Here is a 26038-nt window from a genome sequence, read left to right on the forward strand (position 1 = left end):
TTACAAGAGGTACGCCGTGACCGATCTTGAAAGGAAACTTTATCGAATCATCTATAACATGAGCAGATTCAGAAAGAATCCCTCGATGGATGACCTTAAGAGGAAAGAGCCGGCGATCCGTAAGGCGGTTAAGAACCTTATATCAAGAAATAAATTAAAATGGGATAAAGAGAAGAAGGAATGGAGGTTTAAATAAAAGAGAAAAGCCGCCCAGGTGGACGGCCAATTTCACATAATAATCTTATTCATATTGAGCAGGAGCAATTTTAGCTACTGGTGCACCACAAACTAGCATGAATGCGAATAATATAGGCGGCTTAATTGCTATATTCATAACTGCAAGAGCGCCTAATACAGATATCCAATCTCCCTTTTCAATTGATTTTTGCAGATGCTTTAATGTGCCCTTAGCGACACCAATTGCATCCTCGACACAGCGAGTTACTGTGTTACTTTTTGTAGTCACTTCTTGATTCATGTATTTTGCAAAAGCGACCATTCCATCTTTCACTTCAGCCGAGTAAGGTGACTTTGCAAGCTCTTCGTCATTAATAACGAAGCCCTTTTTCTCAGAAACGATAATCTTTGTGAAAATGTATTCAATTTCTTTTAAAGACTTATCGATTTGTTCTTCTGTCAAACCTTCTAATCCCTTTGTGCTTTGTGTCTTTGCGGCAGCAGCTGGCGCAAATGCAGTTACAGCCAGAACTAATGCTAACATGAAAAATAATAATCTCTTCATATTAAAACCCCCTTTAAGTTTTCAAAATAACTTTATCATACATTTTTAGAAAATAAAGGGTTTTAATAGAGAGTTAATCTCTTATTACAAAAATCGACATATCGTGACACATAATAGTTGGGTGTTAACCCCACATAAATAGAAGGAAGAATGATAGCGCCCAAGCATATATACCAAGCATTACGAATACTTTCAGAAAACTCTCGTACTTTGTAAGAGGACGTTCCTTTTTTAATTTCGACAATCGCCGATGAAGAGCATAACCAGATAACAACAGTATTAATTGACCAATTTTCGAGACATTCTCCAATATATCTATGCCATTCATTATAGTTCACCTCCTAATTCAGAGAAAAATCAAACAGTCCACACGCTGACTTTTAATCACTATTCAACGTGATTTCAATTTATTATCGCAAATATCCTTTCACTTTCCAATATTTATGTAAAAATAAGCAATAAGAATCATGACACATAATAGGTGAAAACCTCCTTTTGCTGCTTGTTTTCGAAAATATATGGGTGAACTTGTGGTAACTGAATAAAGACAAAAAAGCCCCTCCAATAAGGAAGGGCTTCTCTGTTTACTTCTGTTTAACTTCAATATATTTAGATGCAGCTGTGATATAAAGACCTGATTTCAGTTTATACATTTTTGACCCGTTGACCGTAACGGACTTATCAATCGTAAATGCTTCACCCGGCTTTATTTTTTTGTGCTTTGCTGACCAGTTCGGCTTATCATAGACCCATAGTCACCCGTCAGCATTCGGCTTCACTACGGTCATTTTAACGCCTTTTGGTGCCGTTTCCTTTTTAGGGCTTGTTTTATAAGATCGCACCAGAGTATGCTAAAAACACATGAACTAATATTCATCAAGTTTTTAATATGATGATCAGTGAAGCTGTGCGAGATTCTTACTTTAAGGATAACCCCATTCATGCCGTGAATCTTCCGAAAAAGGCAAAAGAGAAAAAAGTAGAGGAATTAGATGAAGATTTAAAGGATATGAAATTTTGGGAGAAAGAAGAAATAAAACTGCTCCTTCAAGTTGTCAGCAGAAAAGGGCGTCCCAGAGATTTAGCTATGTTTCTCCTGCTCATTTATTCGGGTTTGAGGATAGGTGAAGCAGTTGCATTGACATGGGATAAAGTAGACTTTAAAAAATCGGAGATTAAAGTGAGATACACTCTTTTTAGAGAAAAAGATTTAAAGAGTAATTATGAATTACTCAGTCCCAAAACTGAATCGTCTATTCAAAATGTACCTGTGCCACCTCAAGTCATAATGCAATTAAGGATTTTAAAGAACGTTCAGGAACAAGTAAAGAATGATGTGGGCGAACTATACAAAGATGAAGATTTCGTTTTTGCTGATAATTCTGGAATGCCTGAACCGGCTCGAAACTTCAATTATAGAATGGCCACCTATATAAAAAAGGCGGGTGTTACAAAAATAACACCCCACAATCTTAGACACACATATGCGTCTTTGCTATTTGCAGCAGGAATAGATCTTAAAGAAGCACAAAGGCGCTTGGGACACTCTAGCTCCAAAACCACTCTTGATGTCTATTCGCACGTAATGCGTGAAACAAAAATAGAATCTGTTATACAGTTTAACGCAATAGCAAATGATATTTTTTAGAATATTTGTGGGCAGAAAGTGGGCAAAGTCATCTAAATACACTTTGCTCACTTGGTTACCCCCTATTAAATCAACGATCTTGAAGAATCGTTTGAATTTTTGTCACCATTAAGTCAATCGCCACATGGTTTTGGCCGCCTTCTGGGATGATGATGTCAGCGTATCGCTTTGTCGGTTCAATGAATTGGTTATGCATGGGTCTGACAACAGATACATACTGTTCAATCACAGAATCGATTGAACGGCCTCTTTCTTTCGTATCGCGTAAAATGCGGCGAATGATGCGAAGATCTGCATCTGTATCGACATACAGTTTAATATCCATTAAGTCTCTTAGACGTTCGTCTTCTAGTGCAAAGATGCCTTCAACGATGATAACATCCTTTGGTTCAACATGGACAGTCTCTTCTGAACGTGTGTTGAGCTTGAAATCATATATTGGTTTTTCAATGGATTCGTACCTTAAGAGCTGTTCCAAATGCTCAAACATCAGGTCATTGTCGAATGCGAGCGGATGATCATAGTTCGTAAGCAGACGCTCTTCAAATGGCATATGACTTTGATTTTTGTAATATAAATCTTGCTGAAGCATGAGGATGGAATGTCCTTTAAATTTTTCATAGATTGAATTGGTGACGCTCGTTTTACCTGAACCTGAGCCGCCAGCAATCCCAATGACAACTGGTTTACTCCTCATGTGCCTGTTATTTCCCCTTTCTCATCATGTTGCTTGGGTATACTTTTTGATCTAGCTTGAATTTGACGATTTGTAGCGGATGACGAGCGGCATCTAGTTCATTTCCTTTTTCATCCCAAATCGTCTCAATTTTGCATGTGAAATTCTCAATTTCTGGTCCGAAAAATTCGACTTCGTCACCAGCTTTAAAGAAGTTACGCTGCTGCAATGTGACGATTTGTTCTTTTTCATCATAATGAAGAACGAGACCTGCGAAATCAAAAGTCGTTTTCTTTCCATGAATGCCAAACATTTGCTCATCCGTTCCTGGTACACCTTCAAAAAAGGCTGGTGCTGTGTCACGGTTTGCACATTTATCTAATTCATCTAACCATTCCTGCTCAATGACAAAATTGTCCGGGTCCGCACAATAGGCGTCGATGACTTTGCGATACACACTCACGACAGTTGCCACATAATGAATTGATTTCATTCGCCCTTCGATTTTCAAGCTGTCAATTCCCATTTCGATCATTTGAGGAATGGATTCGACAAGCTTTAAGTCTTTTGGACTCATCGCAAATGATGCGTCTTCCTCTCCAAATAATGGCGCTTCCTCAGAACCTTCTAGTTTATAAAGATCATAATCCCAGCGGCAGGACTGGCAGCAGCCCCCGCGGTTAGAATCTCTTGCCGTCATATGGTTACTGAGCACGCAGCGGCCAGAGTAAGCAATACACATCGCACCGTGAATGAACGTTTCAATTTCAATATCGACCTTTTCTTTCATTTCTCTAATTTCCAGCGCACTTGTCTCGCGAGCCAGCACCACACGCTCAAGCCCTTCTTCTTTCCAAAACTGAACAGCTTTCCAGTTCGAAAGAGATTGCTGTGTGCTTAAATGGACTTCAAGCTTCGGTGCGACACGTTTACACGTTTCAATGATCAGCGGGTCAGCCACAATAATGCCCGCTACTCCAGCGCCTTCAATCCCTTGAAGGTATTCCTCCAGCCCGTCCATGTTTTCGTTGTGGGCAAAGATATTCGTTGTCACATAGATTCGTGCACCGTATTTTTTTGCAAATGCAACACCTTCAGCCATTTCCTCAATTGAAAAGTTATCGGCATTTGAACGAAGTCCAAATTCTTTTCCGCCTATAAAGACAGCGTCTGCTCCGTAATGTACAGCAATTTTCAGCTTTTCCAAGTTTCCTGCTGGTGCAAGCAGTTCTGGTTTTTTTGTAATGACACGTTTCCCGTCAATCATTTCAGAAATACCATCTTTCAATAGTGCCATTTCCTCTGCCTCCTCTTATATTAATAAACCGTTTCTTTAAAGAAGAACCCTGTATCAATTGAACGATTCACTGGCTGAATCTCTTCAATCCGCTTCACCCAGTCCTCTTTCTGATCTTCATACGCGTCTTTGTCAGTCGCTAATAAATCAATTGCTTTTCTATATAGAGACGTCACCTCTGTCATATAAGAAAGTGACTTTAAAATTCCGTCAATTTTAAATGAGTCAATGCCTACATCAACAAATTCCTCTAATTCATCAATCATACACACATCATTTGGACTCATAATATGAGTGCCGTTTGCATCCTCGAAAATAGGGTATTTGTTTTGACGCTCTTGATCATGAAGGAATAGTCCTTCCTCCATATTTCTGCCTTCGACGTCCATTTGTTTGCCCTGATATTCAAAGTAGTTGCCAATGAGCGTACGTTTTGATTGGAACATACATGTCATGCCATGGACTTGAATTTCGATTTCCACCTCGGCATTTTCTTTGATGTCTATGACACTGTCCATATTCAGTTCTTTGGCAAGAACAGCACGCGTTGCACCTTTTCTGCCCCAGTAGTTACAAGTGTAGTAGTTTGTCCCAGTCGTTTCTGTACTCCAGTGGAGATTCAGGCTTACCCCTGCTTCTTTGGCGGCCATGATCACAGCTGGGTCTCCAAAGACGACGCCGTCTACGTTTAATGCGTCGAGAAAGGTTAAGTAATCTCCAAGCAGCTGCACACGATCATTATGAAAAATCGCATTCATCGCCACATACACTTTTTTGTGCTGCGCATGTGCAAGCAGAGCCGTCTGTTTCACATCTTCTCTTGAAAACTCGCCTGCAAGACGAATACCGTATGTTTGTTCGCCTATTAAGAATGCATCAGCTCCCGCCTCGATTAATGGCAGTACATCTGACACCTTGCTTGGCGTCACAAGCAATTCTGGTTTTTTCATGATTGGTCACCTCTTTTTGTACTAATGGCGATCCCGTCTCCCACTGGAATAATGCACGTTTGGAAATCGGGGTTTGACATAAGCCATTGATTGTATCGATCAATTTTTCCAATTAATTGTTTTTTTCTTTTATCTTCTATTTCTTCTTCATAGTTCGTTGCCACTAAGCCTTTAAATAATACGTTGTCTGTAATAATCATTCCGTCATGAGCAAGCATCGGTTCAAACAGCTCAAAAAAACGTTTGTACTGCCCTTTTGCGGCATCAATAAAGATCACATCATAGGGCGCCATCGTTTGGACTGTTTTAGCCGATTCCATGGCATCACCAAAGAACACGTGTATTCTTTCTTTTAACTTTAATTCCTCAATGTTCCGTGTCGCTTCTTCATAGCGTTTTGCATTTCGCTCAATCGTAAAAATTTCAGCAGCTGGTAGAGCTGTCGCCATTCGAATGGCGGAGTAGCCTATCGCTGTCCCAACCTCAAGAATTTTCTTCGGCTTCTTCATCGACAGCAGCTGCAGTAAAAGTTCAATGCTCACCTTTTCCATAATTGGCACATGATGCTCTTTTGCATATGCCTCTAATTGAGCGATTGCATCAGGACTTGGGTGAATTAAATGTTCAATATAATCATTCATTTGATCATCTTCGATAGTCATTATTTGTCTAGCTCCTTCATGACCTGAAAAAGAAGAGTCCTGCCTGTTGCAGCTCTCTTTCTCGTCAATCTTTCGTTCATCTAAGTAAAACAACCCGATATATTTTACCACAAAGAAGTGGTAATTGCGAACCTATAAAATGGATATTCCAACGAAAAAAACTGCAGGCAATCTTGTATTGTCTACAGTCTTTTTCGATTCACATGTACATTAATTGCTGCCTGTGATGTATTTGGCTTTCGCTTTGTTGTGCTCATTTAACGTTTTTGTAAAGACGACTTCTCCATTTTTCTTCGCAAGGAAGTACACATAATCTGTTTTATCTGGATGCAGTGCGGCTTTCCATGAAGATTCGCCAGCATTTGCAATAGGTCCAGGCGGCAGTCCCTTGTTGTTATACGTATTATAAGGCGATTTCACCTTAAGGTCTTTGTAATAAACACGGGATTTATGCTCACCTAGTGCATAGAGAACGGTTGGATCGGTTTGAAGCGGCATGTCCTTTTTCAACCGGTTATAAAAAACACTGGAGATTTTTGCGCGATCCGTCTTTTCCGTTGCTTCCATTTCAATCAGTGATGCCATCGTTAACACATCATGTATGGACATGTTTCTCTTTTTCATGTCTTTTTCATACGTTTTCACGTATTGATCTGTTTGTTTAATCATTGTTTCAATGATCGTTTCGAGTGATTCATCCTCACGATAAAATGGATACGTCGCAGGGAATAAATAACCTTCTAACGGATGTTTCACCTGTTTGCCATTTACCTGTGAAGTCACCGTTTTCGGATATTTTTTCATTAACGTTTGAATAAACGCTGGATCATCTAGCTTCGCTTCCACTTCCTTCGCTGAAAAATTCGTCTGGTTTGCAATAACTGCCGCAATATCAGACAGCTGTTTTCCTTCTGGAATCACAAGCTGAAAGGCGTAGTCTGTCCCTCCAGATGTCAGCTTTTGAATCAGCGTGTCTGCGTCCATCGTTTGTTTCAAATGAAAGTATCCTGCTTTAAAGCCGGACGCATTTTTGTATTTTGCATAATAAGTAAAAATCGTGTCATTCGAAATGAGCCCATTTTCTTTTAAAATGCCCGCAATCTCACGGACTGATGTCCCATTAGGAATATGAATATTAATCGTTTGTTTGCTTTTTTGATCGACCGGTCCAAGTGCTGATTTAACATATAAAAAGCCTGATAATGCTGCAATGATGATGACAGCAAGGACAGATAACAGGACGATCCCCATTTTCCTTTTGAAAAATGGTCGTTTCTTTTGTTCTGAAAACATGCATGGCCCTCCTCACATCTAGCTTTTATAGTACATGATTCGACGGAGTTCGGCAATTACTTGCTCATGCATGTCATGACAGAACTTGACATAATACGGCTAAACCAACGCCGCCACCGCTCCCAATAGCAGCCATGACATAGCTTCCATTCTGTAAGGTGCGCGCTTCATAAAATAGTCTCACCATCATCGCAGCGCCCGATGCGCTATATGGATGCCCAAGACAAAGTGCACCGCCTCTTTTATTGATTCGGTCATAAGGAATATCCAGCGTACGAGCAATCAGCGCTATTTTCAGAGCAAAAGCTTCATTGATTTCAAACAGTGCGACATCCTCTGCCTTGATTTTCTCTTGATCTAGAAGTTTCTTCATCGCATCAATCGGCGCAGCAGCTGGAAAATCGGGATGCATCGCCGCCACAGCACTTCCGGCATATCGCAGCATTGGCTGAAATCCATTCGCCTCCGCTAGCGCTCTTTCCATCACAACGACCGCTGCTGCACCATCTGCTTCTTTGCAGCTATTGGCGGCAGTCACAGATCCTTTTCCCGGTGAAAATATAGGCTTTGCCCGCTGGATCAGTTTCGCCATCGGTCTTATTTTCGCGGCCGCTTCATCTATGCTCAGTCCGTCAATCGAAACGATTTCTTCAGAATATGTACCACGTTTGATTGCGTCTATACTTCTTTCCCAGCTTAAAAGTGCATAGTCATCTTGTTCTTTTCTTGTGACGGAAAATCTAGAAGCCGTTAGCTCTGCTGCTTCTCCCATAGACGGATCTCCTATCCACTCCGGAGAAAAGCGTGCTCTTTCTTTCATTGGTGATCTGGATATGCTCTCAGTCCCGCCAGCGATATACATTGAGCCTTCCCCTGATCGAACCATGACGCAAGCTGTTCGGATTGCTTCTAGACCAGAGGCACACTGCCTATCAACCGTCATACCGGGCACTCCTAAAGAAAGCCCTGCTTCTAATGAGGACAGACGGGCCATATTTCCGCCGCCTCCTACAACATTTCCTAATATGATGTCGTCCGGTGTCATCCCTTTAGACAAATACTGAATAAGAGGCGCAGCTAATTGCTCTGGACGATAATCCTTCAGCATCCCGTTTTTATCACCGAAGGGTGTCCGTTTTGCTTGTACGATTACTGCTTGCATGACAATTGTTCCTCCGCCCACTTTTTCATGCTGGCACGTGCTATTTTTCCGCCGGATGTTTCAATTATTTGATCAATGACAAGCCATTTTTTAGGCACCTTGTAGGCCGCAAGTTTTTCTTTGACAGCTTGCCGAACCGTCTTTGTGTGCTGTCCTTGTTCAATAATGGCAACAGGAATTTCACCCCAATATGGGTCAGGAACGCCAACTACAACCGATCGCTTCACCTCTGGCTGTTCATTTAGCACACGCTCAATTTCCTCTGGAAAAATATTCAGCCCTCCATAGACGATCATGCCATTTTCACGGCCGCTCATATACAAATAGCCGTCTTCATCCAGCCAGCCCATATCATAAACGGTTATCCACTCTTCCGGCGGTTTCACCTCATGTAAGTAGCCTGCAAAAGACATCGGGCTCTTCACATAAATTCTTCCTGTCTCATTTGGCTGGCAGACAGTTTGATCAGCTCGCCTCACTTCAATTTGAATGGGAGAGAAAGGCCGTCCGACAGAAGAAGGCTTTTGTAGAAAGTCATTTGAAGATAAGTAGGAAACAAAGCTTAGCTCTGATGTGCCGTAAAAATCAAAAAATGTCACATGCGGATAGTTGGTCACGAGTTGTTTCTTTGAAGGAATGCCCCAATCTGCTCCAGATGATATGACAAGAAGCGAATTGTCTCTCGCAAAAGCGTCTATTTCCAGCAACGATTCTGTCATTGTCGGGACAGTATACATCACAGTAATGTCTCCTGTCTGTAAGGTTTTTTTCGCTTTCACTGGCGTAAATTTTTCTAAAAGCGTCACTGTGCCGCCAAAGTATAATGTACTGATGGCACCATATAAAAAGTGAGAGGATAAGAGTGTACCTGCTATCAGAACATGATCTTGATGAGTGATTCCAAATGTACCGGCTGTCGTTCGAAAGCTTTCGATCCATGACTGCTGACGCCTGATAAAGGCCTTAGGCGAACCCGTTGATCCTGACGTAAATCCCATATAAAAGATAGGGTCGATCTCGCTGTCGCATTTGTTAAATGGACCTTGTGTGATGAGGCTCATTTTTTCCTTCCATTCAGATAAAGAAAGAACCTGCATGTCTTCGCTGTACTTTTCAAATCTATTTAAATATCGATCCTCGATAATGACGAGAGCTGCCTCACTTAACAAAAGCTTTTCTACACATTCTTCATGGCTCCATCTCGGATCAAGCGGGATAGCTGTCCACCCTGCATAAGCAGCGCCAGCAAATATTTGGAGAAAAGAAGCACCATTTGATAATAAAAAAGCGACTCTTTTTTGCTCATGAGCCGTTTGTTGTAACCATTGCGCTGATAGCCGGACACGCTCATACCAATCTTGATAAGTGATCCTTTCTTGTCCATCAATGATGGCGATATGATCTGGGTTCATTTCTGCATGTGATGCATAGCATTCCGTTATTCTATTCAAACTGCACGCCTCCCTTTACGCACATCCCTTTTTCGATATGACATGGCCGAAATGATTTTCACCGTGAGAACGGCACATATGCCCGCTTTGATGAAATCACCTGGAATATAAATCAGACTAAGAAGAGCTGCCTGAGTGACCTTGATATCCATCATCATCGCTTGAAAAGGAATGCCGCATACATACAAAATTCCGATACTGCATACCGCATAGATCATAAAAAGACGCAGAGCGGTCACTTTTTTTAGTCGGTTGATCCACAAACTAATCATGAGGGCAGCTACTGGATAGGCAAGTAAAAATCCACCGCTTGGACCAAAAAAGACCCCTATTCCGCCTCTCCCACCTGACAAAAGAGGTGCGCCTGCTGCCACAACCAAAAGAAACAGAAGTAAACTGATCAGTGCATGTTTTGGCTTTAACAGACCCCCAGCAAGCAAAAGACCTGCCGTTTGCAATGTGATGGGTACAGGTGTAAACGTAAGTAAAATCGGCGGGATCAATCCTAACATCCCGATAACCGCAGTCATTAGCGCCATTTGCATCATGTCTTGGATTTTCAATATTCATACCCCTCACTCAATTCATTGTTAAAAATAGAGTAAAAGGTACGACTTATTATGTCAACAAAAAATAAAATAAAGTTAACATATTGATCGTAAAAAAAGACCTGTGAAGAAAGATCACTAAGATCCGTTCACAGGCCTTTTATTCGTTCTATTCTTCGTCTTCTTCTTGATCTAAGAACGTATTTAACGTTTCTTCAATCATGTCCCACTCTTCATCCGTTTCAATAGGCTCTAGCTCGCCATCTTCACCGTTTTCGTTCGGCGTGAAGCTTGATGCATGAATTTCAATTTCTTCATTGTCTTGCTCAGAAATTGGGTAGTAAAGAACATATGATTTGTTAAAATGGTCGCTTTCAAAAGTAAATAGTACTTCGCAAAGCTGTTCATTTCCATTATCATCAACGATTGTAATTTGCTTTTCTCCGTGTTCCATTTGATTCACCTCATTTTAATTTAAGCTGTCTAAGTACCCTTGCAGGATCATAACAGCCGCCATTTTATCAATGACTTTTTTACGCTTTTGTCTGCTCACATCTGCAGAGATGAGCATTTTTTCCGCTGCCATTGTCGACAGGCGCTCGTCCCAAAGCACAACAGGAACATTGTACGTGTTTTCTAACACTTTCGCAAATGATTGGCTGGCTTCGCCTCTAGGACCGACCGTACCGTTCATATTTTTTGGAAAACCAAGTACAATTTTATCCGTTCCATATTGCGAGACGATTTCGGACAGGCGGCTGAGACCGAAGTCTCCGCCTGCTTCATCAATTTTAATTGTTTCAATCCCTTGCGCTGTCCAGCCCATTTCATCACTGATCGCAACACCAAGGGTTTTCGTGCCTAAATCTAAGCCTAAAATTCTCATGTTTTACGCCTCTTTATGTGTCTCTAAGTACGATTTAACCAATTCCTCAATTAATTCGTCTCGTTCTAGTTTACGAATTAGGTTGCGAGCATCCTGATGTCTTGGAATATAAGCAGGGTCGCCTGACAGCAAGTATCCGACAATTTGATTGATCGGGTTGTATCCTTTTTCTTGGAGTGCGTCATGTACTTTAATGAGCACTTCATTCACATTGGTTTCAGCTGAATCATCAGAGAAGTTAAACTTCATTGTCTTATCAAATGAACTCACTGCTTCTTGCACCTCTCTTCCAACATTCTACTAGCAAGCTTTTTTCTAACCGCTCATCTAATACCATTATTCTACACTACATCGCCTGATTATAAAACGGATTTGACAGATTCTTCGACAATTGCCAGTGCTTCTTCTAGCTTTTCCGGTTGTTTTCCGCCTGCTTGTGCCATGTCTGGGCGTCCGCCTCCGCCTCCGCCGCAGATTTCAGCTGCCTGTTTCACAAGTTTCCCTGCATGCAGACCTTTTTCGATGACGTCTTTTGTCACTCCTGCTGAAATGTTTACTTTTCCGTTTTGAACGGCTCCGAGCACAATGACAGCTGAGCCTAATTTGGCTTTTAAGTCATCAACCATTGTTCTTAAATGGTTCATGTCTTTCGCGTTTACTTTTTCAGTTAACACTTTTACTCCGCCGATTTCTGTCACTTTTTCTAAAATAGAGCCTGCTTCAGCCTGGCTTAATTTTGCAAGAAGAGATTCGTTTTCTCTTTGAACCTCTTTTAAATCTGCTTGCAATGAAGCGATACGTTTTGGTACATCCTTCGTATTTGACTTCAGCTCACTCGCTGCCTGCTCTAAAATCGCCAGCTGGTCATTTAATTCTTCGTATGCCCCTTTACCAGTCACCGCCTCAATCCGGCGTGTTCCAGCACCAATACCCGATTCAGATGCAATTTTAAACAACCCGATTTCCGCAGTATTTTGCACATGACAGCCGCCGCATAGCTCGATGCTGTAATCGCCTACTTGGACAACTCGGACAATATCACCATACTTCTCGCCAAAGAGCGCCATTGCACCCATTTCTTTTGCTTCAGCAATCGGCTTCAGGTCAATAGCAACAGAGATGCCTTCCCAGATCTTTTCGTTCACGATTTTTTCAATCTGTGACAATTCTTCTTTTGTGACTTGTCCAAAGTGAGAGAAGTCAAAGCGAAGTCTATTTTCATTCACCAATGATCCTGCCTGGTTCACGTGGCTGCCCAAAACGTCTTTTAGCGCCTGATGCAAAAGATGTGTCGCTGTATGGTTTTTCACAATGCCTTTTCGAAGAGCTGATTCCACTTCCGCAGTGACTTCAAGTCCTTTTTTGGCTGTACCGCTTACGACTACTCCTTCATGAACATGCTGACCATTTGGCGCCTTTTTCACATCTTTGATGTCAATGTTCACTTCAGCGCTTTTCAATGTCCCTTTATCAGCCACTTGTCCGCCGCTTTCCGCATAGAAAGGTGTTTCATCTAACAAAATTTGTACTATATCGCCTTCATGTGCTTCTGTAACAATTTCACCATTTTGAAGCAATTCGACAATATGGGCATCTGCCGTTAGATTTTCGTAGCCAACAAATGTGCTTTCTACTTTAATATCTCCTAAAGCGCCACCTTGAACCTGCATACTGCCGACATCTTGTCTCGCATTTCTAGCACGTTCACGCTGCTTCTCCATCTCAGCCTGAAAGCCTTCTCGATCCACTGTCATGTTCTCATCTTCTGCGTATTCTTCTGTGAGCTCGACAGGGAATCCATACGTGTCATACAGCTTAAATACATCTTCACCTGAAATCTGCGTGCTGCCTTTGTCTCTTTCTTTTTTGATGACTTCTGACAAAATAGCTAAGCCTTCGTTCAGTGTTTCATGGAAGCGTTCTTCTTCATTCTTGATGACTTTCGCAATAAATTCTTCTTTCGCTTGTACATCTGGGTAGAAATCCTTCATGATTTCCGCCACAACTGGAACTAGGTCAAACATAAACGGGCGATGGATGTGAATGGTTTTTGCATAACGCACTGCACGGCGAAGCAAACGTCTTAACACATACCCGCGGCCTTCATTGGAAGGAAGCGCTCCATCACTTACAGCAAAGGCAACCGTTCGGATGTGGTCCGCAATGACTTTGAATGCTGTATCCTTTTCATTTGTCTCGCCATAGCTTTCTCCAGAAATGGTCTCAACTGCACGAATAATTGGCATGAATAGATCTGTATCAAAATTCGTTGGCACGTTTTGAATGACAGATACCATTCGTTCAAGACCCATCCCTGTATCAATGTTTTTCTTCGGCAGCGGCGTGTATGACCCATCTGGATTATGGTTAAATTCAGAGAACACTAGGTTCCACACTTCTAGATAACGCTCATTTTCTCCACCAGGATATAATTCTGGATCGTTCATGTCGTCACCGTACGATTCACCACGGTCATAGAAAATTTCTGTATTCGGTCCACTTGGGCCCTCGCCAATATCCCAGAAGTTGCCTTCAAGGCGAATAATACGTTCTTCAGGTACACCGATTTTATCTCTCCATAGAACATACGCTTCTTCGTCCTCTGGATGGACAGTGACAGATAACAAATTCGGGTCAAAACCAATCCACTCGTCACTTGTGAGGAATTCCCACGCCCATTCGATCGCTTCTTCTTTAAAATAATCACCAATAGAGAAGTTGCCGAGCATTTCAAAGAACGTATGATGGCGTGCCGTTTTTCCTACGTTTTCAATATCATTTGTACGAATCGATTTTTGCGCGTTGCAAATACGCGGATTTTCAGGTACGACGCGGCCATCAAAGTATTTCTTTAATGTTGCCACGCCGCTGTTGATCCACAAAAGTGTCGGATCATCATGCGGTACGAGTGATGCACTCGGTTCTACAGCATGTCCTTTTTCTTTAAAAAAGTCTAAAAACATTTGGCGTACTTGAGCTGAAGTTAAAGTTTTCATTCAAAAAATCCTCCCTTATCATTCATCAATCTCCACACAAACGAAAAAACATCCCGCCCTATGCAAGCACAAAACGACTTACACAGGGACGAGATGCTCTCGCGGTACCACCCTGATTATAGACCTATTCCGTCTATCACCTTCACATCCGATAACGCCGGAAGAGAGCGGCAGTGTTTATCTGCACTCGGGACTAGCTTCCGTTAAAGGTCTGATAAGGCTTTTCTCAGCAAAATAAAGCCTCTCTCTGCAACAGCTTTTTAACGTACTCGGGTCCGTCATTGAATTCAGTATGTAGTATGAATCGAAATTATTATAGACAACTCGGCTTCTCTTGTCAATAAACGCTTCGTCTCATGAGGATATATTGCACAATGATCACTCTGATGATAGCGGCAGTTGGTACGGCTAAAATCATGCCTATTAAACCAAATAACTCTCCTCCTGCTAGCAAGACAAGCATAATGACGACAGGATGCATATGAAGACTTCTTCCTACGATGATCGGGCTAAGGACGTTGCTTTCTAAAAATTGCAGCACCGCTACTGTAATCAGCACAATCATAACCGATTTAACCGAGATGGTAAACGCAATAAAGACAGCGGGAACCGCACCGATAATCGGTCCAAAATACGGAATGACATTCGTTGCGCCAATCAGCATACCTAGGACAAGCGGATACGGGATATGAAACAGCCAAAGCACAATGGCTGCTGCACCTCCAATTAATGAACAGACAAGCAGCTGCCCTCTAATATAATTACCAAGCGATTCATCAACTGCCTTCACAAACGCATGTCCCCTCTTCCGAAATGATGGCGGCGTCAAATACCATGCAGCCCGCTTCATCGTATTCATGTCCTTCACCATATAAAAAACAAGAAAAGGAATGAGCGCTGCAACTAATGCGTAATCAAGTAATACTTTACAGCTAAGAATCATTCGCTCCGCGCCGTTAGCTGCATATGTCTCCGATTGAACAATTAAGCGATCCAAGCGGTCGTGAAGTCCGTCGGGCCAATGGCTTGTATGATGATGAATATGTGATAAAGCGCCATTATACGTTTCCGCAAGTACAGGAATTTGTTCTGACAGCTCATTTAACTGCTTGATCATGACAGGCGCTCCTTTATAAACCGCAAGCCCAATCCCGCCAAAAAACAGTACATAAATCAATAAGAGACTAACAGTCCTTGGCAAGCCCCCCGCGTGCAATTTTTCCACTATCGGATAAAGCAGATAAGAAATAAAAATGGCAATGAGCAGCGGAATTAGAACCGCCTTTAACAACAAAAAAATAGGCATCCATAACTCGTCGAGCTGCAGTAAAATGAGCAAGGATGCAAGGACAAGCAGGACCCCTGCAGCATATATCAGAAATTGGACCGGACGTTTCTTCACCTTTTTCACCTCTTTTCTTATTGTTTATCCATCTTCTGTAATTATCCATGTAAATAAAATTTGTCCTAACTTTGTTAAAAATGAATACACATGAAACATACAGCTCCATCCAAAGTCACTAAAATGTCTACACTGAATATTCCATCATGTACAAGAGGAGGTTCTTCATGATCACATTCGAAGAAGTCAACAAGCATTATGGCCAGTTCCATGTACTTAAGAACATTAACCTACATATTCAAAAAGGTGAGGTTGTCGTGATCATCGGTCCTTCAGGATCAGGTAAAAGCACGATGCTCAGATGCATCAATCGTCTTGAAAGCATTGATGAGGGAAAGGTACTCGTCAACGAAGTGCCTGTTCAGCATCCGAAGACCAACATCAATCTTGTCAGGCAAAATATTGGGATGGTGTTTCAGCATTTTCACCTCTACCCGCATAAGACGGTGCTTGAAAACATTATGCTTGCCCCAATGAAGGTGAAAAAGGTGAGCAAGGAAGAAGCGAGGGAAACAGCCGAATTTTATTTACATAAAGTTGGCATTCCTGATAAAGCTGACGCCTACCCTTCAAGACTCTCAGGCGGACAGCAGCAGCGTGTTGCGATTGCAAGAGGGCTTGCGATGAAGCCAGAGGTCATGCTGTTCGACGAACCGACATCGGCTCTTGACCCAGAGATGATCGGAGAGGTACTAGATGTGATGAAGCAGCTCGCCCGAGAAGGAATGACCATGGTTGTCGTCACACATGAGATGGGATTTGCCAGAGAGGTCGCCGACCGTATTGTCTTTATTGATGAAGGCAGAGTTCTTGAAGAGTCAACACCGGCTGCATTTTATGAGAAACCGCGTGAGAAACGCGCTCAGCTCTTTTTAAGCCGTATTTTAAATCACTAGGGGGAATGATTTGATGAAAAAAATGAAACGCTTTGGCCTACTACTCTTTATGACTTGCTGTATTGCTGCATTGGCTGCTTGCGGATCTGCTGAAAAAGGCTCGACTGATGCAAAAAAAGGAAGCTCTTTAGAAGCCATTCAAAAAGACAAAAAAATCATATTCGGGGTCAAGAATGATACACGTCTCTTCGGTCTAAAAAATCCTAGCAACGGAGATATCGAAGGGTTTGATATCGATATTGCAAAAGCCATCGCAAAGGAAATGCTCGGCGATGAAGGAAAAGCAGAATTCAAAGAAGTGACATCAAAAACGAGAATTCCTCTACTGCAAAAAGGAGATATTCATGCGATCGTCGCAACTATGACGATTACCGAAGAGCGTAAAAAAGAAGTCAATTTCTCAGATGTTTACTTTGAAGCAGGACAATCATTGCTTGTGAAAAAAGGAAGCGACATTCAATCGATTGATGATCTTAAAAAAGGGACGAAAGTGCTTGCAGTGAAAGGATCTACTTCTTCTCAAAATATCCGCGAAAAAGCACCTGAAGCGTCTGTATTAGAATTTGAGAACTATCAGGAGGCTTTTACAGCTTTAAAATCAAACCAAGGGCAAGTGCTGACAACCGATAATGCGATCTTATTTGGTATGGCAGATGAGGATTCAAATTACGAAGTCGTCGGCGGCACCTTTACAGATGAGCCTTATGGTATTGCTGTGAAAAAAGGTGATCAGAAATTAACAGCTGCGATCAATAAAGCCCTAAAAACCTTAAAAGACAATGGAGAGTATGACAAGATTCATCAAAAATGGATCAAAGAATGACCGTTTGACGTGTGAAGAATGATTCTCTCAGGGTGAGCCGCTCATTGGCTCACCTGTTGATCAGGAAGGAAGTGAACTGATTGCTACGGTTTTCCATTCTTATTGAAAATTTTCAGCTTTATATAGAAGGCTTTAAATATACCATTGGTGCAAGTGTCATTGCTTTGATTGGAAGCTTTTTGATCGGTACACTCATTGCCATTATGAGAATTGCGCCACTTAGGCCGCTCAACTGGTTAGGAACGGCTTACGTGGAGTTTGTTCGGAATATTCCGTTATTATTGATTACATTTGTCTTCTTCTTTGGATTACCCGTGCTTGGCATTGTAGCAGATGGCTTCACCGCTGGCACAATTGCCCTTGCCATTTATACCTCTGCCTTTATTGCTGAAGCCATTCGCGCAGGGATACAAGCTGTACCGCTTGGACAAATGGAAGCAGCGCGTGCTTCAGGTCTATCCTATGGCGGGACGATGCGGTATATCATTCTGCCGCAAGCGATTAAAATTGTCATTCCCCCTCTTGGGAATCAATTTATTAATCTTGTCAAAAACTCCTCTATTTTAGGTGTCATTGCAGGGTTTGATCTCATGTATCAAGGAGACCTCATCGCTTCTAGAACATTTGTGACATTTGATGTCTACATCTTTGTTGCCATGTTCTATCTATTATTAACGATTCCGCTCAGTTTAGGCGTTGGTTATTTAGAAAAAAGATTAGCAAGAAGCCACTAGAAAGGAGGAAACATCATGGATTTTCTAGGTGCCTACCAGCCTGATCATCTCGCCTTTTTACTTGAAGGATTTGCTGTCACCTTAAAAGTGGCTTTTATCTCCATCATTTTGAGCTTTCTCATTGGATTAGTCATTGGCACATTGCGGTTCGCTCAGATTCCGGTTTTATCAAAGATACTTGCAGTCGTCGTCGAAACCATTCGAAACCTGCCGCTCTTATTGATCATCTTTTTCACTTATTTTGCACTGCCCGAAATCGGCATTAAGCTGAGCATTACAGCCTCGGCTATTGCAGCTTTAACCGTATTTGAATCAGCGATGCTGTCAGAAATTATTCGAAGCGGTTTAAAATCAATTGATAAGGGGCAGATCGAAGCAGCTAGGTCTTCTGGTTTAACCTATATCCAAACGTTAAAAATGATTATTATGCCGCAGGCTTTACGCCGTATGGTACCGCCAATTGTTAGTCAGTTCATCTCTCTTTTAAAAGATACGTCACTAGCTGTTGTCATTGCCCTTCCAGAGCTATTGCATCACGCTCAAATATTAAACGGTCAGAGCCAATCTTACTTACTGCCCATTTTCCTATTAGCAGCGATGATGTATTTTGTCGTCAATTTCAGCTTATCATTACTCGCGCGCCGATTAGAATATAGGCAGGCATAAAAAAGGACATCCGCTTTTGGCGGATGTCTCAGCGTGTAGGCAAACCCTCGCATTCGGTGTCAGGTCTGCGCTCCAGTGCTCACGAATGTCAAATTCGCTCTGCAAAGGTTTTCTATCACGCTGAAAATGAAAACAAAGGGCTAAAATGAAGGTCATTTTAGCCCTTTGCCAACAATTATTTGCTTACATCATTCTCATAACGCGTTTTCTTAGCTTTTTCATATCCCGCTTTGATGGCATATCATATCGGCTTGCAAAGTGATATGCGAGTGCACCTGCACCAAGCGTTAATAGTGAAGAAGTCATTTTGCCCATTCGAAATTCCCCCTTAACACTTATAGTTGAATTGAACGTTCATCATCACTAAACAGATCATCTAAGCTGCTTAGTGTTCCGTCTTCTTCCACTTGGTGTGTAGATATTTTGCCTTTTGACAGCGTCAATTCAATAAAACAGCCCCAGCAATAATATTGATTGACCCCAATTTTTCCGATGTCTTTACATTTGCAATTTGGGCAAATGAGCATAATCAGCACCTCTTTACGTTCGGTTTAGAACAAGTGCTTCCTTTTGAACGTTGATCAAGGTTCCGGCAGCCTGAAGCTGTTTTCGAATCCCTGATAGCTCTGTAAAGAAGCCGTCCGAGAGTTCATATGCTACGATTGTGCCCGAATTTGTGCAAAAGTATACATCTTCCAAAATGCCTAAATTTTCACCGTCAGGCGACTGCATCATTTTCTTTTTTAATTTAGAAAATAAGAGGGATGGGGCGGAGGAATCCATGCCTACTCCCTCCTGGCAGTTCACATATAAGCCTTTGTCTGTCAGCTGATCCCCAGCCGAGAATGGAACGAGTGCACAGTCTTTCTTTTTCCCATCTAACACATATCCTCCGCAGCTGCCTCCGGCTAATAAGCAAATATCTTTTATCGAACCAAGTGAATGAGACGTTTCACCTGTATAGATTGACATTCCTTCAAGCTCTCGACATGTTCTCAAAATGTGCTCAACCACCTTTTGCGGAACAGTCTTATCGTGTGCGTTTGCTTCAAGACTCATACGAAGAAATGGCTTCCATGAACGAAATATGTGAATTTCTTTTCATGCTAAAAAGGCTTCCATCTGGAAGCCTTTTATTCATTCATAAAATCAAATGGAGTGATTCCCTCCATACCAATATTTGCATCATGCACGCTAAACGGCAGTTCTTTTTGAAGAGCTGCAAGCTCCGCATCCATGACCTCTCCTGTTTGCACGAGCCGCATCGTTAAGGACGTTTGTCTGAGCGAATCCTCATTGTTTTTCACGCCCCACTCCAGTGCTGATTCCTCGCCGCACAGGATTAAAAACTTTTTACTTCGTGTAATGGCTGTGTACAGCAGATTTCGCCGAAGCATTCTGTAGTAGCTTCTCACGACTGGCAGTACAACAATGGGAAATTCACTACCTTGTGATTTATGGATGGAGCAGCAATAGGCATGTGTAAATTGATGAAAATCCTTTTTAGTAAAAGTGATTTCATTCCCATCAAAGGAGATCACAGCCATATCTTCTTTTTCCGTGTTTTCTTTCGCATAAAAAATCGAGACAATTTCTCCAATATCACCGTTAAAAATATTGTTCTCCGGCTGATTCACAAGCTGAAGCACTTTATCACCGGTCCGGTACACCACATCACCAAACGGGATTTCTCTGCCCTTTGGTTTTTTAGGATTCAAAATATGCTGCAGCATTTTATTGAGCTCATTAATGCCTGCTTTTCCTTTATACATGGGCGCAAGCACCTGAATGTCTTTAGCTGAATAGCCTTTTTGAGCAGCATTGCTGACGACTTTCTCAATGACTTCTTTCATTTGATCAGCTGAGCATTTTATGAAGGATCGGTCTTTTGAACGTGCGGTAATATCCTTTGGCAGGACGCCATTTTTCATATCATGTGCAAGTTCAACAATGCTGGAGCCGTCTGCCTGCCGGTAAATATCTGTGAGGGTAACAGCTGGTACGGCTTGTGATGCAAGCAAATCTCTTAACACTTGGCCTGGTCCGACAGACGGAAGCTGATGTTCATCTCCCACCATGATCACTTGGATATGGTCAGGAATGGCCTTAAACAAGTGATTCGCAAGCCAAATATCTAGCATACTTGATTCATCAATAATGACAAGCTTTCCTTCAATCGGCTGTTCTTCATCATGCGAGAATCCCTCTGACCCATTCCAACCAAGCAGCCGGTGAATCGTCACAGCTGGAAGCCCTGTTGATTCTGTCATTCGTTTAGCTGCTCGTCCAGTTGGCGCCGCAAGCACAAATGGAAAGGATTCATCTTTTTTGTAATCACTCGGATCAAGAGATACACCGTGAAGATCGCTGTAAAGCTCAACAATCCCTTTAATGACTGTTGTCTTCCCAGTCCCAGGTCCGCCTGTTAAAAGCAGCATTGGGGACATGAGCGCCTTTTGAATCGCTTCTTTTTGTGTCGGTGCATACTGGACGCCCAGCCGTTCCTCTAGCTCACCAAGGGCTAGAAGGAATTCTGATTCAGGGAATTGGTCTGCATATTCCGTTTGGGAGACGATTTTTTGTATCCGTTTGGCGACACTTTGCTCGGCATAAAATAAGGACGGATGATAGCAGCGCTCATCTTCAATGATCATCTCTTTCCCTTCGCCAAGTGCAATGATCTGATTGGCGACGTCCATTTCCGTCACTTTGTACTCATTGCCTGTCTGATTGAGCAGTTTTCGGGTTTCGACGATCAAATCCTTTGTTTGTATGTACGTATGACCGTCCTGAAGGCTGGCTGTCTCCACTGTATAAAGCAAGGCTGCACGGATTCGCTCTGGGTCATTTCCTGAGATACCGGTTCTAGCGCCAAGTTCATCCGCCTTAATAAATCCGATTCCTTCGACATCCTTGACGAGCTGATAAGGGTTTTCTTCAATCTTCTGCAGCGTCTCACTCTCGTACACTTGATATATCTTCATGCTGAGCTGTGGACCAAAGCCATATTGATTCAGGCTGATCATGATTTGTTCCAATCCTTGATGCTCCTGGAGCGCTGCGGCCAGCTTATCTGCCTTCTTTTTTGATAAGCGCGGAACGTCATACAAAACAGCTGGGTCACGCATAATTTTATGAAGCGTCTGACTGCCAAGCTGCCCCACAATTTCTTCCGCCGTCTTTTTCCCTATCCCTTCAAATAAATCACTTGAGAGATAATGAATGATTCCTTGCTTTGTTGTCGGTACTTCCTTTTGAAAATGAGTCGCCTGAAACTGTTCACCAAATTTCGGGTGGCTTGTGACTTTGCCATAGAAGGTGTAAGTTTCTTCCTCATGAAGTGCTGGGAAGTAGCCTGTGACAGATGCTGTTTTTTCCTCTAAGTTTTCCGATGTTTCAATGACTTTCACCTTTAACACCGAGTATAAATTACTTTCATTATGGAAAATAACGGCTTGAACTGTCCCCTTTAAAAATGGTTCGTCCTCAAGCTTCATTTGATCTGGATGTTCCTGCACAGGTCTTCCCTCCTTCCGTCTATTCTGCCTCTTGAATTAGCTTTTGCGCATGTAGTGCCAGCATATGGTCTGGCTGTACGTCAATCGCTTTTCCTAGCATCTCAAGTGCTTCGTCTTTTTTCTCTAAGTATGCATACGCAACCCCTAAATTATAAAAGGCATCTGCATGCTGCGGATCACGCGCGATCACCTCGGTAAAGGTCGTCACCGCTTCTTCCAGCAATTGTTCATTGGCTAAGCACATGCCAAATTGGAACCTTGCTTCATTATCATCTTCATTCAGTTCGATGGCACGCTGAAGATAAGGCATCGCAAGCTTCGGCTGCTCTAATTTGATGAGCGTTTGCCCCAGCATATAAAATAAATCACTATTTTCCATCCCAGCTTGAAGTGCTTGTTCAAAATAGTCTTTTGCTTTCATAAAGTCTTCTTTTAATGTGTAGACATTTCCTGCCCCGTAATAGGCTGCAGCTGCGGCGTGATCAAGTTCTATTGCTTTTTGAAAGAAGTTTAACGCACGTTCAAATTCATTGATGCTTGAAAGCAAGTTCGCAAAGTTAATATATGGAACCGGGTCTTTCGGGCTTTCTTCAATGGCTTTCGTAAAAGCTTCTGCTGCTTTTTCGATGTTCCCTTGATTTAAGGCTTCTATTCCGATTTCGTTATGATTCATTCGCTCTCTCATCCTTTCATTAAAAAACCTCAACAGCGACGTTGAGGTTTTGAAAACATGTTAAACATACGACAGCTTTTGGCCGTCCTTAAAGACATCGTCAATTGTTCCGCCACCGAGACATTCGTCGCCATCATAAAAGACAACCGCTTGTCCTGGTGTGACAGCACGAACAGGTTCATCAAAGATGACCATCGCTTCTTGCTCACCTGTCATTTTCACCTTCACATGGTGATCTTCTTGACGGTATCTGAATTTAGCCGTGCAGATTAATTCACCGTTTTCACCGACAATATGAGGACGAGTCCAGCTAATATTGACGGCTGAAATGCTTTCAGAATATAAAAGTGGATTGTGGAAACCTTGTTCGACAAACAGGATATTTTGTTCCAAGTCTTTTCCAACGACAAACCAAGGATCACCGCTGCCTCCAATGCCAAGACCTTGGCGCTGACCGATCGTGTAATACATCAGTCCATCGTGCTCCCCTTTGACTTCTCCATCCATCGTCTGCATCGCGCCAGGCTGTGCAGGCAAATATTGACTAAGGAACGTTTTAAAGTTTCTTTCTCCAATAAAGCAAATACCCGTTGAATCTTTTTTCGTTGCTGTTGCGAGCTCTGCTTCTTTTGCCAATTCACGAACCCTTTTTTTCTCTAGATCACCGATTGGAAACATGACTTTATCAAGCTGTTCCTGAGTCAGCTGATTTAAGAAATACGTTTGGTCTTTGTTGGCATCAAGACCTCTTAGCATTTTGACTTCATCGCCAGTTCTGTCGACGCGCGCATAGTGACCTGTTGCTAAATAATCCGCACCGAGTGACAATGCGTGCTCAAGGAACGCTTTGAACTTAATTTCTTTGTTGCACATGACATCTGGGTTTGGCGTTCTGCCCGCTTTATATTCATCAAGGAAATATTGAAACACTTTGTCCCAATATTGCTTCTCGAAATTCACTGCATAATAAGGGATTCCAATTTGGTTACATACGCGGATGACATCCTCATAGTCCTCCGTTGCTGTACATACACCATTTTCATCTGTGTCATCCCAGTTTTTCATAAATATGCCGATTACATCATAGCCTTGCTCCTTTAACATAAGAGCAGCAACTGATGAATCGACTCCTCCGGACATACCGACCACAACTCTTGTGTCTTCTGGTCTTTTTGTCATCTTCATCAACTCCATTTTCAATGAAACAGCATGTGCGTTTCGTTCTTCAGGTGCCTGGCTGTTTCATTTTTCACACACGAACAAAAGAGGAACGTTTATTTGGCTAAGCGTTTGACAACAGCTACTATCTTGCGCGCCGCCTGCTTCACATGATCCTCTTCATTCCCAAGACCGAAGCTTATTCTGACTGAGGACGTCAGCTTGTCTGCTTCTTCGCCATACATGGCGCTTAACACGTGTGAAGGAAGGACGGATCCAGCCGTACATGCAGACCCACTTGAAACAGCAATTCCTTCCATATCTAAATTCACAAGTAACGATTCAATAGAAACGCCCGGGAAATGAACATTTAAAATGTGCGGCAATGTCTCTTCCGGGTGCCCATTGATAGAGAAATCGAGTGATTCCTCTTCGAATACTTGTAGCATGATTTCTTTGAGCTTACCATAATGCATGGCTTTTTCTCTTCTATTTTGCTTCGTTAATTGAACAGCTTCTGCAAGTCCGACGATCCCTGCCACATTTTCAGTGCCAGCACGGCGTTTTCTTTCTTGTTCTCCTCCGAAAATTTGCGGAGAAAGTTTCACGCCTTCGTTTACATATAAAAAGCCCGTTCCCATTGGACCATTTAGCTTATGGCCAGAAGCAGATAAGAGATCAATATGAAGGTCTGCTACATCGATTGGCATTGTTCCAAACGCCTGCACGGCGTCTGTATGAAAATGAGCAGTGTGATTGTGTAAAAGCTCACCAATGTCTTTGATTGGCTGAATCACACCTGTTTCATTATTGCCGTACATGATGGTCACAAGAATCGTATCACCTCTTAGTGCTTGTTTTAGTTGTTCAAGATGAATCAATCCAGTTTCATCCACATCTAAATATGTCACGTCAAATCCTAGCTTCTCTAGGCGTTCACATGTGTGCAGCACCGCATGATGCTCTGTTTTTGCTGTGATGATATGTTTTCCTTCATGCTGTCTTGCCATGGCCACACCTGTAATCGCCAGGTTGTCCGCCTCTGTTCCTCCACTTGTGAGGATGATCTCCTGTGGTTTACAGTGTAATTCTCCTGCAATCACTTCTCTTGCTTCATCGAGCCACTTTCTTGCCTCGCGCCCATATGAATGAATGCTAGAGGGATTGCCAAATATCTCTGTAAAGTAAGGCATCATCTTGTCCACAATACGCTGATCCATCGGCGTTGTGGCTGCATGATCTAAATAGATACGTTCCATTCCCGGTACACCTCTGATCTAAATATAGAACATATACGCCTCTTGATCCTCGTCATCTTTATAGCTTGCCAAGTCTTCAAGAGTTGTATTGTCCAGTACGTCTTTTACTGCATCACGAATTCGAATCCAAAGTGCACGCTTTGCTGGTTCTTCGTTTTCAATGACTTCGACAGGACTAATCGGTCCTTCTAATACACGAATAATATCACCGGCTGTGATCTCGTTTGGTTCATGTGCAAGAACATAGCCGCCGTATGCACCGCGAATACTTTTCACAAGACGGGCATTCCGAAGTGGTGATACAAGCTGCTCTAAATAATGCTCAGACAAATTATTGTTTTGAGCGATTGATTTTAATGATGTAGGGCCTTCGCCATGTTTTTTGGCTAATTCGATCATGATCGTCAGACCATATCTGCCTTTAGTAGAAATTTTCAAGTTAAACACCTCTGCGTTTTCTATTTCTATGTCATCAATTATTTTTCTGATTTCATATACGCTTATATAGACCAAAAGCAATTATATCATACTTTTAGCCAACTTTCATTTGCCGGTTCTGAGCGCTATAAGAGGACGCATCCCTTTTCTATTTGAAGAA

The 26038-nt window shown here is 42.3% G+C and carries 28 protein-coding genes, 1 pseudogene and 1 other annotated feature; of the genes and pseudogenes, 6 read left to right on the top strand and 23 right to left on the bottom strand.

Annotated features, from left to right (window positions below; genetic code table 11):
* Nucleotides 1-16 precede the first annotated feature (16 nt).
* Complete coding sequence (locus MHB79_RS12165; RefSeq protein WP_335355692.1) at nucleotides 17-196, top strand: hypothetical protein; 180 nt, start codon at nucleotides 17-19, stop codon at nucleotides 194-196.
* 45 nt (nucleotides 197-241) lie between these two features.
* Here MHB79_RS12165 and MHB79_RS12170 read toward each other — a convergent pair whose 3' ends face one another.
* Both MHB79_RS12170 and MHB79_RS12180 read right to left on the bottom strand, forming a co-directional pair.
* Nucleotides 242-742, bottom strand: a complete 501-nt coding sequence (locus MHB79_RS12170; protein ID WP_137054925.1) for a hypothetical protein — start codon at nucleotides 740-742, stop codon at nucleotides 242-244.
* A gap of 584 nt (nucleotides 743-1326) precedes the next feature.
* Nucleotides 1327-1482: pseudogene (locus tag MHB79_RS12180) on the bottom strand (DUF5776 domain-containing protein); the annotation flags it as partial.
* A 152-nt stretch (nucleotides 1483-1634) separates the two neighbouring features.
* On the opposite strand from MHB79_RS12180, the gene MHB79_RS12185 reads away from it, so the two are divergent.
* Complete coding sequence (locus tag MHB79_RS12185; protein WP_340989856.1) at nucleotides 1635-2390, top strand: site-specific integrase; 756 nt, start codon at nucleotides 1635-1637, stop codon at nucleotides 2388-2390.
* A gap of 70 nt (nucleotides 2391-2460) precedes the next feature.
* On the opposite strand, the gene udk is transcribed toward MHB79_RS12185, so the two are convergent.
* The 13 genes from udk to MHB79_RS12250 all read right to left on the bottom strand — a co-directional run bounded on the left by udk (nucleotide 2461) and on the right by MHB79_RS12250 (nucleotide 15713).
* Nucleotides 2461-3087, bottom strand: coding sequence for a uridine kinase (udk, locus tag MHB79_RS12190; RefSeq protein WP_024427878.1), 627 nt, complete (start codon nucleotides 3085-3087; stop codon nucleotides 2461-2463).
* Between the two features lie 7 nt (nucleotides 3088-3094).
* Nucleotides 3095-4363 (bottom strand): peptidase U32 family protein, encoded by a 1269-nt coding sequence (locus MHB79_RS12195; RefSeq protein ID WP_106035309.1) that lies wholly within the window; start codon nucleotides 4361-4363, stop codon nucleotides 3095-3097.
* A gap of 20 nt (nucleotides 4364-4383) precedes the next feature.
* Nucleotides 4384-5313, bottom strand: coding sequence for a peptidase U32 family protein (locus MHB79_RS12200; RefSeq protein ID WP_340989858.1), 930 nt, complete (start codon nucleotides 5311-5313; stop codon nucleotides 4384-4386).
* On the bottom strand, nucleotides 5310-5975 hold the full coding sequence (locus MHB79_RS12205) for an O-methyltransferase (RefSeq protein WP_003216230.1): 666 nt from the start codon (nucleotides 5973-5975) through the stop codon (nucleotides 5310-5312). Before MHB79_RS12205 ends, MHB79_RS12200 begins: the two co-directional genes overlap by 4 nt.
* A gap of 210 nt (nucleotides 5976-6185) precedes the next feature.
* Nucleotides 6186-7268, bottom strand: coding sequence for an endolytic transglycosylase MltG (gene mltG / locus MHB79_RS12210; protein ID WP_003216614.1), 1083 nt, complete (start codon nucleotides 7266-7268; stop codon nucleotides 6186-6188).
* A 73-nt stretch (nucleotides 7269-7341) separates the two neighbouring features.
* Nucleotides 7342-8430 (bottom strand): acetyl-CoA C-acyltransferase, encoded by a 1089-nt coding sequence (locus tag MHB79_RS12215; RefSeq protein ID WP_251190270.1) that lies wholly within the window; start codon nucleotides 8428-8430, stop codon nucleotides 7342-7344.
* Nucleotides 8418-9881: an acyl-CoA synthetase gene (locus tag MHB79_RS12220; protein WP_340866387.1), complete on the bottom strand. Its 1464-nt coding sequence runs from the start codon at nucleotides 9879-9881 to the stop codon at nucleotides 8418-8420. Before MHB79_RS12220 ends, MHB79_RS12215 begins: the two co-directional genes overlap by 13 nt.
* Entirely contained in the window at nucleotides 9878-10444 is a 567-nt protein-coding gene (locus MHB79_RS12225) for a biotin transporter BioY (RefSeq protein ID WP_284906817.1), read from the bottom strand. The genes MHB79_RS12220 and MHB79_RS12225 overlap by 4 nt, the downstream gene beginning before the upstream one ends.
* Before the next feature lie 154 nt (nucleotides 10445-10598).
* Nucleotides 10599-10883, bottom strand: a complete 285-nt coding sequence (locus tag MHB79_RS12230) for a DUF1292 domain-containing protein (RefSeq protein WP_003216483.1) — start codon at nucleotides 10881-10883, stop codon at nucleotides 10599-10601.
* Between the two features lie 15 nt (nucleotides 10884-10898).
* On the bottom strand, nucleotides 10899-11315 hold the full coding sequence (gene ruvX, locus MHB79_RS12235; RefSeq protein WP_003216519.1) for a Holliday junction resolvase RuvX: 417 nt from the start codon (nucleotides 11313-11315) through the stop codon (nucleotides 10899-10901).
* A gap of 3 nt (nucleotides 11316-11318) precedes the next feature.
* A complete protein-coding gene (locus tag MHB79_RS12240) occupies nucleotides 11319-11585 on the bottom strand; it encodes an IreB family regulatory phosphoprotein (protein WP_034620648.1) in 267 nt (88 codons plus the stop codon).
* Between the two features lie 89 nt (nucleotides 11586-11674).
* A complete protein-coding gene (alaS, locus tag MHB79_RS12245; protein WP_340989862.1) occupies nucleotides 11675-14311 on the bottom strand; it encodes an alanine--tRNA ligase in 2637 nt (878 codons plus the stop codon).
* Between the two features lie 81 nt (nucleotides 14312-14392).
* Nucleotides 14393-14602: a binding site (T-box leader), on the bottom strand.
* A 46-nt stretch (nucleotides 14603-14648) separates the two neighbouring features.
* Nucleotides 14649-15713 (bottom strand): AI-2E family transporter, encoded by a 1065-nt coding sequence (locus MHB79_RS12250; protein ID WP_340989864.1) that lies wholly within the window; start codon nucleotides 15711-15713, stop codon nucleotides 14649-14651.
* Between the two features lie 167 nt (nucleotides 15714-15880).
* Here MHB79_RS12250 and MHB79_RS12255 point away from each other — a divergent pair, with 167 nt between their 5' ends.
* From MHB79_RS12255 to MHB79_RS12270, 4 genes are all read left to right on the top strand, one after another.
* Nucleotides 15881-16609: an amino acid ABC transporter ATP-binding protein gene (locus tag MHB79_RS12255; RefSeq protein WP_335355696.1), complete on the top strand. Its 729-nt coding sequence runs from the start codon at nucleotides 15881-15883 to the stop codon at nucleotides 16607-16609.
* A gap of 13 nt (nucleotides 16610-16622) precedes the next feature.
* A complete protein-coding gene (locus MHB79_RS12260; RefSeq protein WP_050943676.1) occupies nucleotides 16623-17432 on the top strand; it encodes a transporter substrate-binding domain-containing protein in 810 nt (269 codons plus the stop codon).
* A gap of 80 nt (nucleotides 17433-17512) precedes the next feature.
* Nucleotides 17513-18166, top strand: coding sequence for an amino acid ABC transporter permease (locus MHB79_RS12265; protein ID WP_310426390.1), 654 nt, complete (start codon nucleotides 17513-17515; stop codon nucleotides 18164-18166).
* A gap of 15 nt (nucleotides 18167-18181) precedes the next feature.
* The gene (locus MHB79_RS12270) at nucleotides 18182-18832 is read left to right on the top strand and encodes an amino acid ABC transporter permease (protein WP_003216394.1); all 651 of its coding nucleotides are present in this window, start codon (nucleotides 18182-18184) and stop codon (nucleotides 18830-18832) included.
* 183 nt (nucleotides 18833-19015) lie between these two features.
* Here the strand turns inward: MHB79_RS12270 and MHB79_RS12275 are convergent, their stop codons facing one another.
* The 8 genes from MHB79_RS12275 to cymR form a co-directional block, all read right to left on the bottom strand.
* The gene (locus tag MHB79_RS12275) at nucleotides 19016-19147 is read right to left on the bottom strand and encodes a YrzQ family protein (protein WP_003216198.1); all 132 of its coding nucleotides are present in this window, start codon (nucleotides 19145-19147) and stop codon (nucleotides 19016-19018) included.
* Nucleotides 19148-19167: 20 nt separating this feature from the next.
* Nucleotides 19168-19359 carry a hypothetical protein gene (locus tag MHB79_RS12280; protein WP_003216308.1) on the bottom strand — a complete coding sequence of 64 codons (192 nt, stop codon included), beginning with the start codon at nucleotides 19357-19359 and terminating at the stop codon, nucleotides 19168-19170.
* A 13-nt stretch (nucleotides 19360-19372) separates the two neighbouring features.
* Nucleotides 19373-19831, bottom strand: a complete 459-nt coding sequence (locus tag MHB79_RS12285) for a PRC-barrel domain-containing protein (protein ID WP_340989868.1) — start codon at nucleotides 19829-19831, stop codon at nucleotides 19373-19375.
* Between the two features lie 134 nt (nucleotides 19832-19965).
* A complete protein-coding gene (recD2, locus tag MHB79_RS12290) occupies nucleotides 19966-22350 on the bottom strand; it encodes an SF1B family DNA helicase RecD2 (protein ID WP_340989870.1) in 2385 nt (794 codons plus the stop codon).
* Between the two features lie 19 nt (nucleotides 22351-22369).
* Nucleotides 22370-23023: a tetratricopeptide repeat protein gene (locus MHB79_RS12295; RefSeq protein ID WP_003216571.1), complete on the bottom strand. Its 654-nt coding sequence runs from the start codon at nucleotides 23021-23023 to the stop codon at nucleotides 22370-22372.
* A 60-nt stretch (nucleotides 23024-23083) separates the two neighbouring features.
* The gene (gene mnmA, locus MHB79_RS12300) at nucleotides 23084-24202 is read right to left on the bottom strand and encodes a tRNA 2-thiouridine(34) synthase MnmA (RefSeq protein WP_340989872.1); all 1119 of its coding nucleotides are present in this window, start codon (nucleotides 24200-24202) and stop codon (nucleotides 23084-23086) included.
* A 95-nt stretch (nucleotides 24203-24297) separates the two neighbouring features.
* Nucleotides 24298-25440: a cysteine desulfurase family protein gene (locus MHB79_RS12305; RefSeq protein ID WP_106029090.1), complete on the bottom strand. Its 1143-nt coding sequence runs from the start codon at nucleotides 25438-25440 to the stop codon at nucleotides 24298-24300.
* Between the two features lie 18 nt (nucleotides 25441-25458).
* Nucleotides 25459-25878: a cysteine metabolism transcriptional regulator CymR gene (cymR, locus tag MHB79_RS12310; protein WP_034620651.1), complete on the bottom strand. Its 420-nt coding sequence runs from the start codon at nucleotides 25876-25878 to the stop codon at nucleotides 25459-25461.
* Nucleotides 25879-26038: the final 160 nt, after the last annotated feature.

The organism is Bacillus sp. FSL M7-0558 (genome assembly GCF_038003245.1).
GTDB classification, from domain to species: domain Bacteria; phylum Bacillota; class Bacilli; order Bacillales; family Bacillaceae; genus Bacillus; species Bacillus pumilus.